This window comes from Mycobacterium scrofulaceum (genome assembly GCF_002086735.1).
In the GTDB taxonomy this organism is placed as follows: domain Bacteria; phylum Actinomycetota; class Actinomycetes; order Mycobacteriales; family Mycobacteriaceae; genus Mycobacterium; species Mycobacterium scrofulaceum.
This window is the reverse complement of record NZ_MVIJ01000007.1, coordinates 125,845-144,719: the sequence shown is the minus strand read 5'-3', so window position 1 is coordinate 144,719 and position 18,875 is coordinate 125,845. Positions and strand designations below refer to the sequence as shown.

Annotated in this window: 15 protein-coding genes; 9 read left to right on the top strand and 6 right to left on the bottom strand. The window is 68.7% G+C overall.

Annotated elements, in window-relative coordinates:
- Positions 1–4: 4 nt before the first annotated feature.
- On the top strand, positions 5–3,211 hold the full coding sequence (locus tag BST44_RS07120) for an MMPL/RND family transporter (protein WP_083176152.1): 3,207 nt from the start codon (positions 5–7) through the stop codon (positions 3,209–3,211).
- 6 nt (positions 3,212–3,217) lie between these two features.
- Here BST44_RS07120 and BST44_RS07115 read toward each other — a convergent pair whose 3' ends face one another.
- Together BST44_RS07115 and BST44_RS07110 are read right to left on the bottom strand one after the other, a co-directional pair.
- The gene (locus tag BST44_RS07115) at positions 3,218–4,309 is read right to left on the bottom strand and encodes a PE-PPE domain-containing protein (RefSeq protein WP_083176086.1); all 1,092 of its coding nucleotides are present in this window, start codon (positions 4,307–4,309) and stop codon (positions 3,218–3,220) included.
- Positions 4,310–4,350: 41 nt separating this feature from the next.
- Entirely contained in the window at positions 4,351–5,088 is a 738-nt protein-coding gene (locus BST44_RS07110; RefSeq protein ID WP_083176150.1) for a GAP family protein, read from the bottom strand.
- A 397-nt stretch (positions 5,089–5,485) separates the two neighbouring features.
- Here BST44_RS07110 and BST44_RS07105 point away from each other — a divergent pair, with 397 nt between their 5' ends.
- Positions 5,486–6,916 (top strand): condensation domain-containing protein, encoded by a 1,431-nt coding sequence (locus BST44_RS07105; RefSeq protein WP_083176084.1) that lies wholly within the window; start codon positions 5,486–5,488, stop codon positions 6,914–6,916.
- On the opposite strand, the gene BST44_RS07100 is transcribed toward BST44_RS07105, so the two are convergent.
- Complete coding sequence (locus tag BST44_RS07100) at positions 6,899–7,243, bottom strand: hypothetical protein (protein ID WP_083176082.1); 345 nt, start codon at positions 7,241–7,243, stop codon at positions 6,899–6,901. The two genes, BST44_RS07105 and BST44_RS07100, sit on opposite strands and share 18 nt — an antisense overlap.
- Positions 7,240–8,790: an MBL fold metallo-hydrolase gene (locus tag BST44_RS07095; RefSeq protein WP_083176148.1), complete on the bottom strand. Its 1,551-nt coding sequence runs from the start codon at positions 8,788–8,790 to the stop codon at positions 7,240–7,242. The genes BST44_RS07100 and BST44_RS07095 overlap by 4 nt, the downstream gene beginning before the upstream one ends.
- Before the next feature lie 176 nt (positions 8,791–8,966).
- Here BST44_RS07095 and BST44_RS07090 point away from each other — a divergent pair, with 176 nt between their 5' ends.
- Genes BST44_RS07090 through BST44_RS07075 form a run of 4 tightly spaced genes read left to right on the top strand, consistent with a single transcriptional unit; the run spans position 8,967 to position 12,159 of the window.
- Positions 8,967–9,734, top strand: coding sequence for a lysophospholipid acyltransferase family protein (locus BST44_RS07090; protein ID WP_083176080.1), 768 nt, complete (start codon positions 8,967–8,969; stop codon positions 9,732–9,734).
- A gap of 6 nt (positions 9,735–9,740) precedes the next feature.
- Positions 9,741–10,496 carry a lysophospholipid acyltransferase family protein gene (locus BST44_RS07085; protein WP_083176078.1) on the top strand — a complete coding sequence of 252 codons (756 nt, stop codon included), beginning with the start codon at positions 9,741–9,743 and terminating at the stop codon, positions 10,494–10,496.
- A 15-nt stretch (positions 10,497–10,511) separates the two neighbouring features.
- Complete coding sequence (locus tag BST44_RS07080) at positions 10,512–11,297, top strand: lysophospholipid acyltransferase family protein (protein ID WP_083176076.1); 786 nt, start codon at positions 10,512–10,514, stop codon at positions 11,295–11,297.
- A gap of 46 nt (positions 11,298–11,343) precedes the next feature.
- Positions 11,344–12,159, top strand: coding sequence for a Cof-type HAD-IIB family hydrolase (locus BST44_RS07075; RefSeq protein WP_083176074.1), 816 nt, complete (start codon positions 11,344–11,346; stop codon positions 12,157–12,159).
- Between the two features lie 13 nt (positions 12,160–12,172).
- Here BST44_RS07075 and BST44_RS07070 read toward each other — a convergent pair whose 3' ends face one another.
- A complete protein-coding gene (locus BST44_RS07070; RefSeq protein WP_439330700.1) occupies positions 12,173–13,807 on the bottom strand; it encodes an N-acetylmuramoyl-L-alanine amidase in 1,635 nt (544 codons plus the stop codon).
- 132 nt (positions 13,808–13,939) lie between these two features.
- The gene (locus tag BST44_RS07065; RefSeq protein ID WP_208619743.1) at positions 13,940–14,998 is read right to left on the bottom strand and encodes a PirG; all 1,059 of its coding nucleotides are present in this window, start codon (positions 14,996–14,998) and stop codon (positions 13,940–13,942) included.
- Between the two features lie 258 nt (positions 14,999–15,256).
- Between BST44_RS07065 and glf the strand changes: the two genes are divergently transcribed.
- From glf to BST44_RS07050, 3 genes are read left to right on the top strand one after another with little or no spacing between them, the layout of a single operon-like run.
- Positions 15,257–16,453 carry a UDP-galactopyranose mutase gene (gene glf / locus BST44_RS07060; RefSeq protein ID WP_083176068.1) on the top strand — a complete coding sequence of 399 codons (1,197 nt, stop codon included), beginning with the start codon at positions 15,257–15,259 and terminating at the stop codon, positions 16,451–16,453.
- The gene (locus BST44_RS07055) at positions 16,450–18,345 is read left to right on the top strand and encodes a glycosyltransferase (RefSeq protein ID WP_083176066.1); all 1,896 of its coding nucleotides are present in this window, start codon (positions 16,450–16,452) and stop codon (positions 18,343–18,345) included. The genes glf and BST44_RS07055 overlap by 4 nt, the downstream gene beginning before the upstream one ends.
- Positions 18,338–18,874 carry a phosphatase PAP2 family protein gene (locus tag BST44_RS07050; protein WP_167380164.1) on the top strand — a complete coding sequence of 179 codons (537 nt, stop codon included), beginning with the start codon at positions 18,338–18,340 and terminating at the stop codon, positions 18,872–18,874. The genes BST44_RS07055 and BST44_RS07050 overlap by 8 nt, the downstream gene beginning before the upstream one ends.
- Position 18,875 lies beyond the last annotated feature (1 nt).

Below are 18,875 nucleotides of genomic sequence, written 5' to 3'. Positions count from 1 at the left end.
GCCCATGCCCTTAGCGAACACTGGTCAGGACGACGCGGTGGGCCTCTTTCCGCGGCTCGGGCGCCTGATCGGGAAACGGCCGTGGCTGGTGATCGGCGTCTGGGTCGCGCTTGCCTGCACCCTTTCGCTGACCGCGCCGTCGCTGGAAGAGATCTCCCAGCTGCGGCAGGTGTCCATCCTGCCGTCGGACGCGCCGGTGTTGGTGGCGACGCGCAACATGAACGCCGCGTTCGGCGAGGCCGGGTTGCAGAGCATCGCGGTGGTGGTGCTCAGCGACGCCCACGGGTTGAGCCCGGCCGACGAAGGCACCTACCGCAAACTGGTCGAGACCCTGCGCCGGGACACCCGAAACGTGGCGATGGTGCAGGATTTCGTCACCACGCCGCCGCTGCGCGAGCTGATGACCAGCAAGGATCACCAGGCCTGGATGCTGCCCATCGGGCTGCCCGGCGATCTCGGCTCGCCCCGGTCCAAACACGCGTACTCGCAAGTGGCCGACACGGTGAAGCGGACCGTGGCGGGATCCACGCTGACGGCGAACCTGACCGGGCCCGCCGCCACCGTCTCCGACCTCAACATCACCGGGCAGCGGGACCGGACGCGGATCGAGCTCGCCATCGTCGTGCTGTTGTTCGTCATTCTGCTCGTCATCTACCGGAACCCGGTCACGATGGTGCTGCCCTTGCTGACGATCGGCATGTCCGCGGTGGTGGCCCAGCGGTTGGTGGCCCTGGTCGGATTGGCCGGCTTGGGCATCGCCAACCAGACCGTGATCTTCATGAGCGGGATGATGGTCGGGGCCGGAACCGATTACGCCGTCTTCCTGATCAGCCGGTACCACGACTACGTGCGGCAGGGCATGGACAGCGATCAGGCGGTCATCAAGGCGCTGGCCTCGATCGGCAAGGTGATCGCGGCGTCCGCGGCCACCGTGGCGGTCACGTTCCTCGGGATGATCTTCACCCAGCTGGGGATCCTGCGGACCGTCGGACCGGTGCTGGGCATCTCGGTGGCCGTCGTCTTCTTCGCCGCGATCACCCTGCTGCCGGCCCTGCTCGTGCTCGCCGGTCGCCGCGGCTGGATCGCGCCACGCACCGATCTGAGCCGCCGCTTCTGGCGGCGGTCGGGCGTCAACATCGTGCGCCGGCCCAAGGCCCATCTGCTGGCCAGCGGGCTCGTGCTGGTGATTCTGGCCGGCTGTGCGGGGCTGGCCCGTTACAACTACGACGATCGAAAGGCCCTGCCCGGCAACGTCGAGAGTTCCGTGGGCTACGCCGCCCTGGACAAGCATTTCTCGACCAACCTGATCGTCCCGGAGTACCTGTTCATCTCCTCGCCGCGGGACTTGCGCACGGCGAAGAGCCTCGCCGACCTCGAGCAGATGGCGCAGCGGGTCAGCCAGGTGCCGGGCGTCGCGATGGTCAGGGGCATCACCCGGCCGACGGGACGGTCACTGGAGCAGGCCAAGACGTCGTGGCAGGCCGGCGAGGTCGGCGACAAGCTGGACGCGGGCTCCAAGCAGATCACCGACCACACCGGCGACCTCGATCGCTTGGCGGGCGGGGCCAACCAGATGGCGGGCAAGCTCGGTGACGTGCGGACCCAGGTCAACCAGGCCGTGTCCGCCGTCGGCGGGCTGGTCGACGCCCTGGCGACGCTGCAGAACATCTTCGGGGGAAACCGTGCACTGGCCGAACTCGATGGCGCCGAGCGCCTGGTCAACGGCATGCGCTCGCTCGGCGACACGATCGGGGCGAACGCCGATTTCGTTGCGAACAACTCGGATTGGGCCACCCCGGTGCTCGGGGCGCTCGACAACAGCCCGATGTGCGGCGCCGAGCCCGGCTGCGTCAACGCGCGCGAGGAACTGCGGCGGCTGGTGACCGCGCGCGACGACGGAACGCTGGGCAAGATCTCGGAGCTGGCGCGCCAGCTGCGGGCGACGCAGGCGGTGCAGACGCTGGCGGCAACGGTCTCGGGGTTGCGCCGGGCGATGTCGACCGTCGTCGGCGCGATGGGCTCGCTGGGGATGGGCAGCCCGGGCGGCATGCGGGCGAAGATCAATTTCCTGCAGCAGGGGACCAACACCCTCGCGGACGGCAGCCGCCAACTGGCCGACGGCGTGCAGCGCTTGGTCGACCAGGTCAAGAAGATGGGTTTCGGGCTGGGCGAGGCGTCCGCCTTCCTGCTGTCGATGAAGAACGAGGCGACGACGCCGGCGATGTCGGGGTTTTACATTCCCGCCCAAGCGTTGTCGTATGCCACCGGTGAGGGCGGAAAGCCGGCGGCTCTGCCGGGCGGGGTGCAGGACCTGCTCGGCGGGCTGAACGCCGACCAGCTGAGAAAGGTTGCCGCCGCTTTCGTTTCGCCCGACGGGCATGCCGTGCGGTACCTGATCCAGATCGATCGCAATCCGTTCAGCACGGCGGCGATGGACCAGGTGAGCGCCATCAGGGCCGCCGCGCAGGGCGCCCAGCCAAACACCACGCTGGCCGACGCGAGGGTATCGGTGGTGGGTTTGCCCGTGGTGCTCAAGGAGACCCGCGACTACTCCGATCACGACCTGCGGTTCATCATCGCGATGACCATCTGCGTGGTGTTGCTGATTCTGATCGCGCTGCTGCGCGCGGTGGTCGCACCGCTCTACCTGATCGGCACGGTGATCTTCTCGTACCTGTCGGCGCTCGGCATCGGCGTCATCGTGTTCCAATTCCTCCTGGGCGAAGAAATGCATTGGAGCGTGCCCGGTTTGACGTTCGTCATCCTGGTCGCGGTGGGCGCCGACTACAACATGCTGCTCATCTCCCGGCTGAAAGACGAATCCGTGCGGGGAATGCGCTCCGGGGTCATCCGGACGGTGTCCTCCACGGGTGGCGTGATCACCGCGGCCGGCCTGATCATGGCCGCGTCGATGTACGGCCTGGTCTTCGCCAGCCTGTCCACGGTGATCCAGGGCGGGTTCGTTCTCGGCACCGGGCTGCTGCTGGACACGTTCCTGCTGCGGACGGTGACCGTGCCGGCCATCGCCGTGCTGGTCGGGCGGGCCAACTGGTGGTGGCCGTCGGGCTGGGGATCCGCGATCCGGTGGCCACTGCGCCGGCGCCGGCGCCCGGCCAAACGCAAGCCGCTGCTGCCCGACGACCAGAAGACACCGGTGTGGGCGGCCGAACAGTTGATCGGGTTTTCGCCGCGCGACGGGCTGCGGCTCTAGCGGTTGCTACTTCCTGGCCTTGACCAGCGCGCGGACGGCCCTCGGCAACAACCCTTTCGGGCCCTTGCCGAGTCGGGGACCCGGGGCGACGGCCCGGGCCAGGTTGGCGACCGCCAGCGAATTGGTGGCCAGGTTGACGCCGGTGACGGCGCCGCGGACGGGCCACGAGACGGCGGAGATGATCGTGGGGATGTGGGCGATGCCGTTGATCATCGCGACCGGGTTGTGCGCCGGACCGGGGTCGTAGGCCCTGTCGACGAGCGGCCGCAGGGCCGCGTCGATCGGCCCGACCGCCTCGGGGGGCATGCCCGCCCCGTCGACCAGCGCCCGGGCCAGTGGCAGCTCGGAGTTTCGGATGAAATACGTCGTGGAGGTGCCGCCCAGACCGTTGGTCGTCCTCGTGACGTCCCAGGGAGCCACGCGGGAGGGGTCGGAGAACGCCGTGGCGGTGTGGCCGTAATACCCTCCCGCGGCAACCGCGTTCAGGTCGGCGAGCAGGTTGCCGGGGTGGTTGGGCGGGTCGGAGAACGGGTCGTACTGGCCCACGATGTTGACGGTGTCGTACTGGCTCTGCACCGGTGGCGGGACGGTGTAGTCGATGATCGGCACGTGCGTCCCGGGCCCGAACGCCTTGTAGAGCAGGTTGTCTGGGTTACCGGCCTTGATGAATGTGAGCTGACCGGGCGGCGGTGCGGTGGGATCGTGCGCCAGGCGCGCCTGCTCGCGGTCGAGCGCCAGCGAGCCCTGAGACAGCCCGGCCACGGAGATCGGCCCGTCGGTGGTCCGGATCGCCGCGTCGAGATTGTCCGCGCCGGTGGTGACCGAGCTGTTGACGGTCGGCGAATTCAGGCCGGTGACCGGCCAGAAGCTGCCGGGATAGGGCACGACGCGCCGTACGGCCGCGGGGCTGTAGTAGTTCGCGTCGATCTGAGGTTGCATCGCGGGGTTGAAGTGATACAGCGACCTCAGCGGCCCGTATGGGGACGGCGCCGTGCCGGGAACGATCAGAGCCGTGTCGGCCGCTGCCACATTGTCATCGAAAACCGTTACCCACGTAAGCATTCCGACGGCGACGGCCCCGGCGAGCAGTTTGTTCACGAACTCCCCTCAGGCCTGTCCAAGAAGCTACAGCAGCGATGCTACCCCGCGCCGGCGCCCGTCACCCCGAGGACGAGCATCAGGCAACCGCCGGCCGCCACCAACGCGGCGATGTCGCGACGCCCGCGGGAACGCAGCCAGTCTTGCAGCGCGGCCATGAAGGCCCGCGTCTTCTGCGGCGCCGCCAGGTAACCGATCAGGGGGATCTCGGCCACGGTGAACGCCACCAGGTTGAAGGCCAGCAACGCCTGAACCTGGGTGACCGGCGCGGCATGCGAGGCGAGGATGGCGGCCATCGAGCCCATGTAGTTCGCGGATGGCAGCGAGGCCCCCATCCCACTCACCGCCGCGACGCTCAGCGAGTCGCCCCGAAAAAATCTGCGCGCGCGTTCGGCCAACGGCCGGCGGCCGTTCGGCGTCGCCCCTTCCAACAGGCCGACGCCGCCGATCCCACCGCCTCCGCCGGCCGCCGCGTCGGCCGGCACGGGACGGGCAAGCTTGGGCAGCGACACCTTGGTGGCCAACACGACCGCGATCAGCAACGCGACGAGCCCGGAAGCGATCTGGACCTCGGCCACGTTGACGTGTCCGACGACCGGCGCGGCGCGCAGGATGAAGAGCACTATTACGCCCGCACCCACGCCCATGGCGAAGCCCCCGCCCAGGAACACGAGCAGCTGAACAAGCGGGCGCCGCCTGCTGAGCAACAGGACCACCAAACCGAGCCGTATCGGTTCGAACATCACCGCGCCGGCCAGCACCAGCACGGTGATCCACATGCTGGGCAACCGTACCGCACGCGCACAACCCGTGCGGTCGAACCCGCCGGTACCGGTTCTGGGCGTTCTCCGTTCAGGCAGCCGTAATTTGGACGTAACCCGGCCAGGGGTTTCGCGGGGCGTCCGTCACGCAAAGCGGCTATGCTGGTGATTCCCGCAGCACCACTTGCGGCTGGAGAAATCCTGGGACGACCGGGCCTGTCGGTGCGGTTCTCGCCATTGTGGGTGTACCCCTGGGGATTTCGTGGATTTGCGTGACCACGTCTGGCCGCTGGGATGGCTGCGGGCGCACTGGCGGGCTCGGCTCCGTGAAGCAAAAGCGGACGGTAGCTCGCCTAAAGCATCGCTTGGCGGGCCGCTATGCCGAGCCGAACAGCGCGGAGGTGTAGGGCATTCAGTGTTTGGCATAACGACACTCCGAGACTGGACACCACAGGGCGGCACCGTCATCTGCTGGCACGCTTCACCCGCGGCGAAGGCCGCGGCGGCGGCGGCGCCCGCGAGTCCGGTGCCGCCCAGTTACCAGCAAGCGCAACACCTTCGGCGCTACAGCGACCACGCGGCGCGGGGTCTGGACATGTCGCGCTTGATGATCTTCACCTGGGACATCCCCGGCCGCTGTGACGTCCGCGCCATGAATTACGCGATCAACGCGCACATTCGTCGGCACGACACCTACCACAGCTGGTTCGAGTACCGGGATGACGGCGACATCGTCCGGCACACCGTCGCCAACCCGGCGGATATCGAACTCGTCCCTACCCGGCACGGCCGGCTGACCGCGCAGGAGTTGCGTGAGCACATATCGACCCCGCAGCCGTTGCAATGGGATTGCTTCTTCTTCGGGATAGTGCAAAGCGACGGTCATTTCACCTTCTACGCGAGCATCGCGCATCTGTGCGTCGATCCGATGATCGTCGGCGTCCTCTTCACCGAGATCCACATGATGTACGCGGCCCTGATCGGCGGCGACGCACCCGTCGAACTTCCGGAGGCGGGCCGCTACGCCGACTACTGCCTGCGGCAGCGCGAGGACATGGCCGCGCTGACCGCGGACTCGCCCGGGGTGCGCGCCTGGATCGAGTTCGCCGCCGGCAACGGTGGGACGCTGCCGTATTTCCCGCTGCCCCTCGGCGACCTCTCGGTGCCCTACGCCGGCAAACTCGTCACCGAGACGCTGCTCGACGAGCGGCAGACGGAGCGATTCGAGCGCGCCTGCGTCGACGCGGGCGCCCGCTTCAGCGGCGGCGTGTTCGGTTGTGCGGGGCTCACCCACCGCGAATTGACCGGTGCCGAGACGTTTTCGGTGGTGACCACCACCGACACCCGCACGACGCCGACGGAGTTGATGACGACGGGCTGGTTCACCGGCCTGGTCCCGATCGCGGTAGGCGTCGACGCGGGGATCTTCGAGGATGCGGCCCGATCGGCGCAGGCGTCGTTCGACTCGGGCATCGAGCTGGCGACCGTGCCGTTCGACCGGGTGCTGGAGTTGGCGCCGCCCGAAGCGGGTCTGGGCAGGCCGCGTCCCGGCAACTTCGTGATGTCGTTCCTCGACGCCAGCATCGCGCCCCTGTCGTCTGTCGCCAACTCGGACTTGAACTTTCGGATCTACGACGAAGGCAGGGTCTCCCACCAGGTTTCGCTGTGGGTGATCCGGCTCCAGCACGAGACCAAGGTGACCGTGCTGTTCCCCGACAACCCGGTCGCCCGCGAATCGGTTGGCCGGTACATCCAGGCGGTGCGGTCGGCGTATGTGCGGGTCGCCGACGGCGGGGGCCGCCGGGCCCTCGCGCACTCGCGCGCGCCGCTAACCGCGCTGACTTAGCAATTCGTCCAGCAAGGCCGTGAACTCTTCGGGGCGCGCCGGTGTGAAGGCGGGCCTGGGCCGGATGCCGGGCACGTCCAGCGTGATCAAGGTCGACTTGAACGGCCGGCTCATGTCCAGCGGCAGCCAGCGGCGGAAGTCCGAGCTGCCCCAGATCCGGAATCGCTGGGTGAACAGGCCCAGCCCCTCGGACTTGTATCCGCGGATCGAATCCAGGGCAATGACTTTGGACGTGCCGGACGGGAAGTGATAGCGGCGCAGAGTGATCGCCGCGCGGTCGAGCTGAACCAGGCCGTCGTCGTAGGACTGACGCTTGCCGTCGCTCATGCCCGTGAACTCCGCAGTTGGTGGCCCCGTGCCGTCAGGCAGCGCCCGTCGTCCAATCGCCACTGCCAACCGTGCAGGTTGCAGGTCAACGTATCGCCCTCCACCACACCGAATTTCGACAGATCGGCCTTCAGGTGGGGGCAGCGGCGCTGAATCTCCCAGCCGTCCAGCGTCACCGAAGACGAATCGTCGTGCGTCTCGGCGAACCAGCCGTCGGCGTAGGCGATTCGTTCGTCGGTCAGGCACTTGAAGAAGGTGTAGAGGTATTCGTTGTAGCCGCCGACGCGCCAGGCCCTGAACCGGGTGGACAGGAAGATGGTGTTGACCCAGTCCGGTTCCCGATCGCGCAGCACGGTGCGGACCAACTCCGGCGCGATGGCGAACCCGTAGCGGACCTTCTCGTCGGGAATGCGTTCGCGCACCGCGCGTTTCGGGAAGTCCAGGATGACGGTTTCGGGCCCGATCACGAGTTCGACGGGATAGCCGATGCCGTCGCAGATCTCGTCGCTGGCCGACATGATCGGCTCGAACAGCGCACGCAGCGGCTCCAGCAGGGGTTCCCCCGTTGCGGGGGCCCAGTTCGCGCGCTCCGCGGCGAGGACGGGCGCCATGCGCCCGGCGTAGTCGGCGATGTAGGCCTGCTTCCCCGTGGTGAAGATGGCCTCGACCTGATCGTCGGGCAGCGGGTGAGTCAGCGAGTTCAGCGCGTTGGCGGTGAAGTCCGCGGTCGAGCCGGGGATCATCAACAGTCCGCCGTCGTGCCCGTGGCCGCGCATCTGGTCGAGGAACACCATCTGGTCCGGGAAGATGTTGGCCGCATCGCCGTGGTCGTCGTTGAGGTGGCGCAGCTCGGGGTCCAGGAAGCACGGCGGGCCGGCGGACGGGATGACCCACGTCGCGCCGACCTGGGCGATGTACTGGCGGGCGCGGTCCATCTGCCGCTGGCGCTTTTGCACACCGAACGACTCCTTGGCGCGCGCCGGCATGTCGTAGACCATCGGGTACCAGATCGCGCCGGAGTACTGCAGCATGTGCACGTCGATGCGGCCGAAGGCCGAGGCCAGCACGTCCAGATCGACCGGCCGGGCGTCGTTCATGTTGAAAGCCGTTGTCACGCCGTCGGAAACCACGAGCGCCGAGTCGCCGAGCGGGCCGTCGGCGGGCGCCCGGAGGGCGATGATCATGACGTCGAGGTCGCCCTTGGGGCCGCTGACCCGGTGCTTGACCGAGGTGCTGGTCTCGACGAACCGGTAGAAACCGAGCTCTTGCAACGCGTTTCGCAGGTCCGGCACCGGAAAGTCGGGCAGCAGCACCACCGCGTCCTTGTTGACGTGTTCGGCCAGGTTCTTGGCGTCGAAGTGATCCTTGTGCAGGTGCGACAGGTACAGGTAGTCGCAGTCGCCCAGTCGGTCCCAGTCCAGTCCGCTGTTGTCGGGGAACGGGAACCAGGAGCCGAAGTACGCGGGGTTGACCCAGGGGTCGCACAGGATGCTGCCCGCGGTGGTCTCGATCAGAAAACCGGCGTGACCTACGCTCGTGACCTGCACAAACACCTTCCTGGAGCCGCTCATGCGCACTCCGCGGCCCGCGGCCGGGGTAACGACTTTTCAGCCCCCGAGCTTAGCGCGGGGGCGGCGTCTTCGGCGCGGCGCAACCGGCTGGTGTGCTGCCTGTTTTCGGCACTTCGGGTGACTCACAGCCAGGAGCACTAGGCTGAGCGGCTGTGGAACCGGTATACGGGACTGTCATCCAACTTGCCCGGTTGGCCTGGCGCGTTCAGGGTCTCAAGATCACGGTCGCGGGCGTCGAAAACCTGCCGAAAAGCGGTGGTGCGGTCATCGCGATCAACCACACCGGCTACCTCGATTTCACGTTCGCGGGCCTGCCCGCCTACCAGCAGCGTCTGGGCCGCAAGGTGCGGTTCATGGCCAAGCAGGAGGTGTTCGACCACAAGATCACGGGCCCCATCATGCGCAGCCTGCGGCACATCTCCGTGAACCGGCAGGATGGGGCCGCGTCCTACGAGGAAGCGGTCAGGAACCTCAAGGACGGCGAACTGGTCGGCGTCTACCCGGAAGCCACGATCAGCCGCAGCTTCGAGATCAAGGAATTCAAGTCGGGTGCCGCCCGGATGGCGGTCGAGGCCGGCGTGCCGATCGTTCCGGTGATCGTCTGGGGCGCGCAGCGCATCTGGACCAAGGGGCATCCCAAGAAGCTGTTTCGCCCGAAGGTGCCCATCGTCGTGCTCGTCGGCGAGCCGATCGCACCGACGCTGGGCGTCGAGGAGCTGAAGGGACTGCTGCATTCGCGGATGCAACACCTGCTGGAGCGGGCGCAGGAAATGTACGGGCCGCACCCGGCCGGTGAGTTCTGGGTGCCGCGCCGGTTGGGCGGCGGCGCCCCGTCGCTGGCCGAAGCCGCCCGGATGGACGCCGAAGATGCGGCCGCTCGCGCGGCGCGCCGGGGTCGGTCCACGGGAGCGCCGGAGTAGCGATCGATGGTGGAGCCGATCTTCCGCACGCTCGAGGTCATGGCTCGGCTGGCGGTTCTGGCCACCGGCGCCCAGATCTCCTACGGCGGCGAGGAGCACATCCCCGACTCCGGTGGCGCCGTGATCGCGATCAACCACACCAGCTACGTCGACTTTCTGCCCGCCGCGCTGGCCGTGCATCGCCGGCGCCGCCGGCTCAGGTTCATGATCAAGGCCGAGATGCAGCAGGTGAAGGTCGTCAATTTCCTGATCAAGCACACCCGGACCATTCCGGTGGACCGCGGCGCCGGGGCCGGCGCCTACGCGGTGGCCGTGCAGCGGCTGCGCGAGGGCGAACTGGTCGGCGTGTACCCGGAGGCCACGATCAGCCGCAGCTTCGAGCTCAAGGATTTCAAGACGGGCGCCGCCCGCATGGCGATCGAAGCCGAGGTGCCGATCGTCCCGGTGATCGTCTGGGGCGCGCACCGAATCTGGACCAAGGACCACCCGCGCAACCTGGGCCGCGCCGGGGTGCCGATTAAAGTGCAGGTGGGCGCGCCCGTGCGGGCGGCCGAAGACATCGCGCGGACCGACGCCGCGCTGCGCGAGTCGATGACCGCGCTGCTGCACCAGGTGCAACAGCGCTATCCGCACGAACCGGGGGCGTACTGGACGCCGCGCCGGCTGGGCGGCGGGGCACCGACCATGGCGGAGGCCGCCCGGATCGAGGCGGAGGAAGCCGCGGCGCGGGAATCCGGTCGCGGCGGACCGTCGTCGCGGTAGGCGAAGGAGGAGGCAGTGCCCGAGGGGTTTTACCGGCTGTGCGAGTGGGTCGTGCCGCCGATGGTCGCGATGCAGGGGACGAAGTTCACCTACCTCGGCCTGGAGAACATCCCCGAGCGGGGCGGCGCCCTGCTGGCCCAGAACCACACCAGCTACCTGGACTGGCTGCCGACGCTGCTGGCCGTGCGGGAGCGCGGCCGGCGCGCGTACTTCATGATCAAGGCGGAGATGGCCGAAGTGAAGGCGGTCAACTACGTCATCAACCACGCCAGGCTGATCCCGGTGGACCGCAGGACCGGACACGACGCCTTCGAGACGGCCGTGCAGCGGCTGCGGCAGGGCGAGCTGATCGGGATGCACCCGGAAGCCACCATCAGCCGTAGTTTCGAGCTGCGCGCGTTCAAGACCGGCGCGGCCCGCATGGCGCTGGAAGCCGGGGTGCCGATCGTCCCGATGATCGTCTGGGGTGCCCACCGGATCTGGCCGAAGGATCATCCGAAGAAGGTATGGCGCAACAAGGTCCCGATCACCGTCGCCGCCGGGCGGCCGCTGCCGCCGCACGGCACGCCCGAGCAGCTCAACGAGGCGCTGCGCGAGGCGATGAATGCGTTGCTGTACCGGGTGCAGGAGGAGTACCCACACCCCGAGGGGGAATTCTGGGTGCCGCGGCGGCTCGGCGGCGCCGCACCCACCCAGGAAGATTCCCGCGCGATGCGCCTGTCGGAATTGCAGGCGCGGATGCAGAAGTACGGCACCGACGGCGTGACGCGACCGGGACAGAACCAGAGCGGAGTGCATTGATCACACCGGCGAGCTGCCAACCCGGAACCGTCCAGATGACCGCACAGTGACTCAGCCCGCGCTCATCGCCTGCGATGTCGACGGCACCCTGTTCGACGACAACGAAACCATCACCCCGCGCACCCGCGACGCCGTGCGCGCCGCCGTCGCCGCCGGCGTGACCTTCGTCGTGGCGACCGGCCGCCCGCCGCGCTGGATCCGTCCCGTCGTCGACGCGCTCGGCTTCGCGCCGACCGCGGTGTGCGCCAACGGCGCCGTCATCTACGACCCCGCAACCGACCGCGTGGTGTCGGCGCGCATGCTGCCCGTCGACACCCTGGCCGAGCTGGCGGAGCTGGCGACGCGCGTCATCCCGGGCGCGGGCCTGGCCGTCGAACGAATCGGCGAACGCGCCCACGACACCGCGACCCCGCAGTTCATCAGCTCGCCCGGCTACGAGCACGCCTGGCTGAACCCGGACAACACCGAGGTGTCGATCGAGGACCTGCTCAGCGCCCCGGCGATCAAGCTGCTGATCCGGCGGAGCGGGGCGCGCAGCGCCGACATGGCCGCCGAGCTGGCCAAGCACGTGGGCATCGAGGGCGACATCACCTACTCGACCAACAACGGCCTGGTCGAAATCGTGCCGTTGGGCACCAGCAAGGCCACCGGTGTGGACGAGGTCGCCCGGCCCCTGCAGATCGACAGCGGGGAGGTGGTGGCGTTCGGCGACATGCCCAACGACCTGCCGATGCTGCGCTGGGCCGGCCACGGCGTGGCGATGGGCAACGCGCACCCCGAGGTCCTCGCCGTGGCCGACGAGGTCACCGCCGCCAACAACGACGACGGGGTCGGACGGGTGCTGGAACGCTGGTGGCTGTGACCCGCGAGCCCGGCTAGGTGGCGGACGGGTGGGCCGGCAGCGAGAAGTGTTCGGGCGGGACGGTCGGGCCGCTCGGCGATTGCGTCGCGAGCGGCGTCGTGATTCCCTCGGCGACCTCGGTGACGTTTCCGGTGAGCCGCTCGTAGTTCAGGGTTCCATGCTGGAAGTTCTGCGTGATCTGCAGTGGCTCTTGGATTTCCGCGCTGGTGGGCAGCCCCAGCGGACCGCGTTCGTAGCTCAGCGACGCCCAGGCGTCGTAGATGGCGCCGGTGACGGGCTGGGGGCCGGTCTCGGGTGACCAGTACATCGCGCCCTTGGCGAAAGTGACGTAGCGCGCGCCACCTTCGGCGTCGCCTTCCGGTGAGGTCGGCGCGCCCAGCACGCTTTTCACGCCACCGATCGCCAGCCAGTGGTCATAGATCGCGCCGCCTCGCAGAGCCTGCAGCAGCTCCTCCGGGGGATCGTTGAAATGCGAAGCGACATCACGAATTTCGTCCATGAGCGCGTAGGCGGCATTGCCGGGGCAATCGGTGTTCCCGACGTCGCGGTGGGTGAAGATGGTGGGCAGCGTCGCGACGGCGCCGGCGGGAAAGTTGGTGTAGTGGCTGCCGGCCGACTCCAATTGCACGATGCCCTTGGGGTCGACGCCGTCCAGGCCCAGCCGCCAGCCGAGCAACCGCCCCACGGTCCGCAGCTGCAGCGGCGTCGGCGGTACGTCGTCGAAGTTGCCGATCATCGCCACACCCCAGGTGTTGCGGTTGAATCCGCCGGTGTGGAAGGCCTCGACCGCCTTGGTGAGCCCCCCGGCGCTGCCCTCGAACACCTGGCCGTACTTGTCGACCAGGGCGTTGTAGGCGATGTCGCACCAGCCGAGGGTCTTGCTGTGGTAGGTGTAGATGGCCTTGACGATGCCGGCCGATTCCAGCGGCGAATAGTCGTTGCTGCCCGCGGTGTGGTGCACGACGGCCGCGCGAATCCCATTGTCGTACTGCGGACTACCGCATCGCAGCGACTCGTCGGCGCCCCATTCCGCCCGGCTGATGATGGCCGGCGCCTGGCCCGGCATCAACACTCCGGACGGCGGCGTCCACTGGGCTTTCGCCGGCGCCTGCGGCGGGGAGATCAGGATCGCGGAGATGTTCTGCCCGAAGGGTTGTTCCCGCGACGCCGGCTTGTAGCCCAGGCCGGTGTCGGTCGCCGGTGCCGGCGGGGGTTGGGTCAGCGGCGCATCGATCGGACGGGTGACCGCGATCTGGACGGTCGTGGTGGTGCCGACGAACACCGGGTCGGTGCCGCGCGGACCCTCCAGCGGCCCGGTCGTGGTCGCCCCGTCGGGCGCCGCGGTTTCGTACTCCGTCTGATACCACGGTCCCCACGAACCGTCGGCGTGCCGCGCCCGCACCCGGGTCGACGTGCCGGCCAGGTCGCCGGTGAGCGCGACGAGTGAGAACGGGGTGGCCTGGCTGATCTCGCGCACGGTGACCCCGGCGCCCAGCCCGACCAGCGGCTGTTCGGCCAGTTGGGTGTCGTGGGGGGCCGGCGGTCCGGCGGCCTCGCGGTCGCGGGACGTGCCTGCCACCCAGGAGACGATGACGACGGTCGCCGCGATGGCGGTGAGCAATGTCGTCGGCCCGCGACTAGGAGACACCAGGCGATGTTACGTGTGTTTCTCCTGTTAATGATGAGGCGACACGGGTCGGGCGGCGCAAATCTGCTCCAAAATCGACGGCACCGCAGAAGAATCTGCGGTGCCGTCTGGTTGGAGGGTTCCCCTGTAGGTCTAGACGGGAGGCAAAACCGGTGCCGCGGCGGCCGCCGGCAACGCACCGGCTGCTCCCGCGGCGGCCGGCAGGGCACCCGCGGCCGCGCCCGGCAGAGCGCCCGCGGCACCCGGCAGGGCACCGGCCGCGCCCGGGAGGGCACCCGCGGCGGCGGGCAGGGCACCGGCGGCGCCCGGCAGAGCACCCGCGGCGCCCTGCTGCATGCCTTGCGTGATCGCGGGCATCACCAAGCCCTTGAGCAGGTCGATGGCCTGCCCGGCGCCCAGTTGGTTGGCCGCCTGCATCACGTCGTTGACGAGACCGCCGCCGCCGGAGCTACCGCTGCCGCCGCCGAGGCCGGTGCCGCCACCGATCGGTGAGGCGGGCCCGAACGAGGACGGGTCGCCCAGGATCGGGTAGGTCCCGTCGGCGCCCGGGTCCAGGCTGGCCGGGGCGGTGATCGGCACCTCGCCGCCAGCCGTCGGGCTGCCCAGTCCGGGGGCGATCCCGGCCGGGCTGGTCAGCCCGGGATTGGACAGCGCCGGGTTGAGCCCGGCGCCCGGGGTCGCCACCCCGGCGCCCGGGGTGGTCGGCAGCGCGCCGGGCGCGGTGAGCCCCGGCGTCGTCGGCGCCAGGCCCGGGCTCGTCAGGCCGGGGCTCGTCAGGCCGGGGCTGGTCAAGCCGGGGCTGGTCAGGCCGGGGCTGGTCAGGCCCGGGCTCGTCAAGCCCGGACTGGTGAGTCCCGGCGTCCCGAGTCCCGGCGTGCCGAGTCCCGGCGTGCCGAGTCCCGGCGTGCCCAGGCCGGGGCTGGTCAGCCCGGGAGTGCCGGTTGCACCCCCGCTCAGCGCGGGCACCGGGGGCAGGTTGATCCCGAACTGCGAGAGCCCCTGGGACAGCGCGCCCATCAGCTCGCCGGGCAGGTCGGTCATCACGGCCGCCTGCTTGAAGTCGTGGTGCTCGGACGGCTTGGTGCCGGCCGTCGACTCGTAGACCAGGAAGTATGCGCAAGGACTCGCCACTGCCAGGGCGGCGACCGCGCTCATGGCTGTCGAAAGCTTGCGTCGGCGTCGGTTCGGCACGGAAGTCTCCTCAATCTGGACGACTCAATCGTCAACTGTGTTGTGTCGGTGCGGCCTACCGGTCCTGGCTGGCGAGAACCACACAGAGTCGATGGTACGAGTGAGATTGGTGTGACTAGAGTGGTGATATTGAATCGTGAGGCAATTGCGACCCCGGCTGTGATCGCCGGGTCGAGCTGTCCCGAACGCGGCCGAAACCGGACTCCCTGGCCTCGCCAAATGGGTTAGGCCCACGCCGTCGGATACCCTAAGCAACCGATGACCGCTCGTTTCGACCTCCTCGTCGTCGGCTCCGGATTTTTCGGCCTGACCATTGCCGAGCGCGTGGCTACCCAACTCGGGAAGCGCGTGCTCGTGGTGGAACGCCGCCCGCACATCGGTGGCAACGCCTACTCCGAGGCCGAGCCGCAGACCGGCATCGAGGTCCACAAATACGGCGCCCACCTGTTCCACACCTCCAACAAGAGGGTCTGGGACTACGTGCGGCAGTTCACCGAGTTCACCGACTACCGGCACCGGGTGTTCGCGATGCACAACGGGCAGGCCTACCAGTTCCCGATGGGCCTCGGCTTGGTGTCCCAGTTCTTCGGCAGATACTTCACGCCGGACGAGGCCCGCCGGCTGATCGCCGAGCAGGCCGCCGAGATCAACACCGAGGACGCGCAGAACCTGGAGGAGAAGGCGATCTCGCTGATCGGGCGGCCGTTGTACGAGGCGTTCGTCAAGGGCTACACCGCCAAGCAGTGGCAGACCGATCCCAAGGAGCTGCCGGCCGCCAACATCACCCGGCTGCCGGTGCGCTACACCTTCGACAACCGGTACTTCAGCGACACCTACGAGGGCCTGCCGGTCGACGGGTACACGGCGTGGCTGCAGAACATGGCCGCCGACGACCGCATCGAGGTCAGGCTGAACACCGACTGGTTCGACGTCCGCGACCGGCTGCGCGCCGAAAGCCCGGATGCGCCCGTCGTGTACACCGGCCCGCTGGACCGCTACTTCAGCTACGCCGAGGGCAGGCTCGGCTGGCGCACACTGGATTTCGAGGTCGAGGTGCTGCCCACCGGCGACTTCCAGGGCACGCCGGTGATGAACTACAACGATCTCGACGTCCCGTACACCCGCATCCACGAGTTCCGCCACTTCCACCTCGAGCGGGACTACCCGACCGACAAGACGGTCATCATGCGCGAGTTCTCCCGGTTCGCCGAAGACGACGACGAGCCCTACTATCCGATCAACACCGAGGCCGACCGCGCCCTGCTGGCCGCGTACCGCGCCCGGGCGAAGGCCGAAACCGCTTCGTCGAAAGTGCTTTTCGGCGGCCGGCTGGGCACCTACCAATACCTGGATATGCACATGGCGATAGCCAGCGCGTTGAACATGTACGACAACACCCTCGCGCCGCACCTGAGCGAGGGCAGAGCCCTAGTGGAGGAAGGCGCGGGGGGATGACCGCTATCAGCCTGCTTTCCAGAATCATCCTGCCGCGTCCCGGCGAACCCCTCGACGTGCGCAAGCTGTACCTGGAGGAATCGACCACCAACGCGCGGCGCGCGCACGCCGCGAGCCGCACTTCGCTGGAGATCGGCAAGGAGTCCGAGGTCTCGTTCGCCACCTACTTCAACGCCTTCCCGGCCAGCTACTGGCGCCGCTGGTCGATCTGCCAGTCGGTGGTCCTGCGGGTGGAGCTGACCGGAACCGGGCGCGTCGACGTGTACCGGACGAAGGCCACCGGGGTGCGAATCTCGGTGGAGGGCCGCCAATTCGTCGGCACCGACGAGCAGCCGGCCATCGTCGAGATCGAGGTGGCGCTCAAGCCGTTCGAGGACGGCGGGTGGATCTGGTTCGACATCACCACGGACACGGCGGTCACCTTGGTGAGCGGCGGCTGGTATGCGACCGAGCCCGCCCCGGGCACGGCCAACATCGCTGTCGGCATCCCCACGTTCAACCGGCCCGCCGACTGCGTCAACGCGCTGGCCGACCTCACCGCCGACCCGTTGGTGGACGAGGTGATAGGCGCGGTGATCGTCCCCGACCAGGGCGTCCGCAAGGTGCGCGATCACCCCGACTTCCCGGCCGCGGCCGCGGGCCTGGGCAACCGGCTGTCCATCCACGACCAACCCAATCTGGGTGGCTCGGGCGGCTACAGCCGGGTGATGTACGAGGCGCTGAAAAACACGGACTGCCAACAGATCCTGTTCATGGACGACGACATCCGGATCGAGCCGGACTCGATCCTGCGGGTGCTGGCGTTGCACCGCTTCGCCAAGTCGCCGATGCTCATCGGCGGTCAGATGCTCAACCTGCAGGAGCCGTCACACCTGCACATCATGGGCGAGGTGGTCAACCAGTCGAACTTCATGTGGACCGCGGCGCCGCACGCCGAGTACGATCACGACTTCGCCGAATTCCCGTTGAACGACAAGAGTTCTCGCAGCGCGCTGCTGCACCGGCGCATCGACGTCGACTTCAACGGGTGGTGGACGTGCATGATCCCCCGGCAGGTCGCCGAGGAGCTGGGCCAGCCGCTGCCCCTGTTCATCAAGTGGGACGACGCCGAATACGGCCTGCGCGCCGGCGAGCACGGGTATCCGACCGTCACGCTGCCCGGCGCGGCGATCTGGCACATGGCCTGGAGCGACAAGGACGACGCCATCGACTGGCAGGCCTACTTCCATCTGCGCAACCGGCTGGTGGTCGCCGCGATGCACTGGGACGGCGACGTGACCGGGCTGGTTCGCAGCCACCTCAAGGCGACGCTGAAACACCTTGCCTGCCTGGAATATTCAACCGTGGCAATACAAAACAAGGCCATCGACGACTTCTTGGCCGGCCCGGAGCACATCTTCTCGATCCTGGAATCCGCGCTGCCCGAGGTGCATCGGCTGCGTAAGGAATACCCGGACGCGGTGGTGCTGCCGGCGGCGAGCGAACTGCCGCCGCCGTCGAACAAGACCAAGGCGATGAAGCCGCCGGTGAATCCGCTGTCGATCGGTTACCGGCTGGTCCGGGGCATCGCGCACAACGCGACCAAGGCCGATCCCGAAGCCCACCAGCGCCCGGAGTTCAACGTGCCGACCCAGGACGCCCGCTGGTTCCGGCTGTGCACGGTCGACGGCGTCACCGTCACGACGGCCGACGGGTGCGGGGTGGTGTACCGGCAACGCGATCGGCGCAAGATGTTCCAGTTGCTGTTCGCCTCGCTGCGCCGGCAGCGCCGGCTGGCGAGCCGGTTCGACGAGATGCGCAAGACCTACCGCGACGCGTTACCGGTGCTGTCCAGCAAGCAGAAGTGGGAGACGGCGCTGTTGCCCGCGCACGCCGAACGCGAGCATGCCTGAAGCCCCCGCTTCAAGTCCCCCCAGCGGCGAGGTGGCCGCGCTGGTGGCCGTGCAGTCGGCCCTGGCCGACCGCCCGGGGGTGCTGACGGTGGCGCGCGGCCTGTCCCACTTCGGCGAGCACAGCATCGGCTGGCTGGCCGTGTCGGCGGTGGGTGCGCTGCTGATGCCGAAGCGGGCCCTGGATTGGCTGGTCGCCGGGGCCGGCGCCTTCGCCGCGCACGCCGCTGCCGTGGTGGTCAAGCGGGTGGTCCGGCGCAAGCGGCCGCACGATCCGGCGGTCGCCGTGAACGTCGGCACGCCCAGCCAGCTGAGTTTCCCGTCGGCGCACGCCACCTCGACGACCGCCGCGGCCATCCTGATGGGACGGATCACCGGTCTGCCGCTGCCCGCCCTGCTGATTCCCCCGATGGCCCTGTCGCGGATGCTGCTGGGCGTGCACTATCCCAGCGACGTGGCCTGCGGCATCGCCCTCGGCGCCACCGTCGCGCGAATCGCCGTCCGGCTCGAGGGCCGGGCACGGAAGGTCTGAC

Excerpts from the sequence above, each read along its gene's own strand:
- BST44_RS07120 (WP_083176152.1), top strand. The coding sequence starts at position 5 with ATGCCCTTAGCGAACACTGGTCAGGACGACGCGGTGGGCCTCTTTCCG.
- BST44_RS07110 (WP_083176150.1), bottom strand. The coding sequence starts at position 5,088 with ATGTGGATCACCGTGCTGGTGCTGGCCGGCGCGGTGATGTTCGAACCG.
- BST44_RS07100 (WP_083176082.1), bottom strand. The coding sequence starts at position 7,243 with ATGAGCGACGGCAAGCGTCAGTCCTACGACGACGGCCTGGTTCAGCTC.
- BST44_RS07085 (WP_083176078.1), top strand. The coding sequence starts at position 9,741 with ATGGTGGAGCCGATCTTCCGCACGCTCGAGGTCATGGCTCGGCTGGCG.
- glf (WP_083176068.1), top strand. The coding sequence starts at position 15,257 with ATGACCGCTCGTTTCGACCTCCTCGTCGTCGGCTCCGGATTTTTCGGC.
- BST44_RS07055 (WP_083176066.1), top strand. The coding sequence starts at position 16,450 with ATGACCGCTATCAGCCTGCTTTCCAGAATCATCCTGCCGCGTCCCGGC.
- BST44_RS07050 (WP_167380164.1), top strand. The coding sequence starts at position 18,338 with ATGCCTGAAGCCCCCGCTTCAAGTCCCCCCAGCGGCGAGGTGGCCGCG.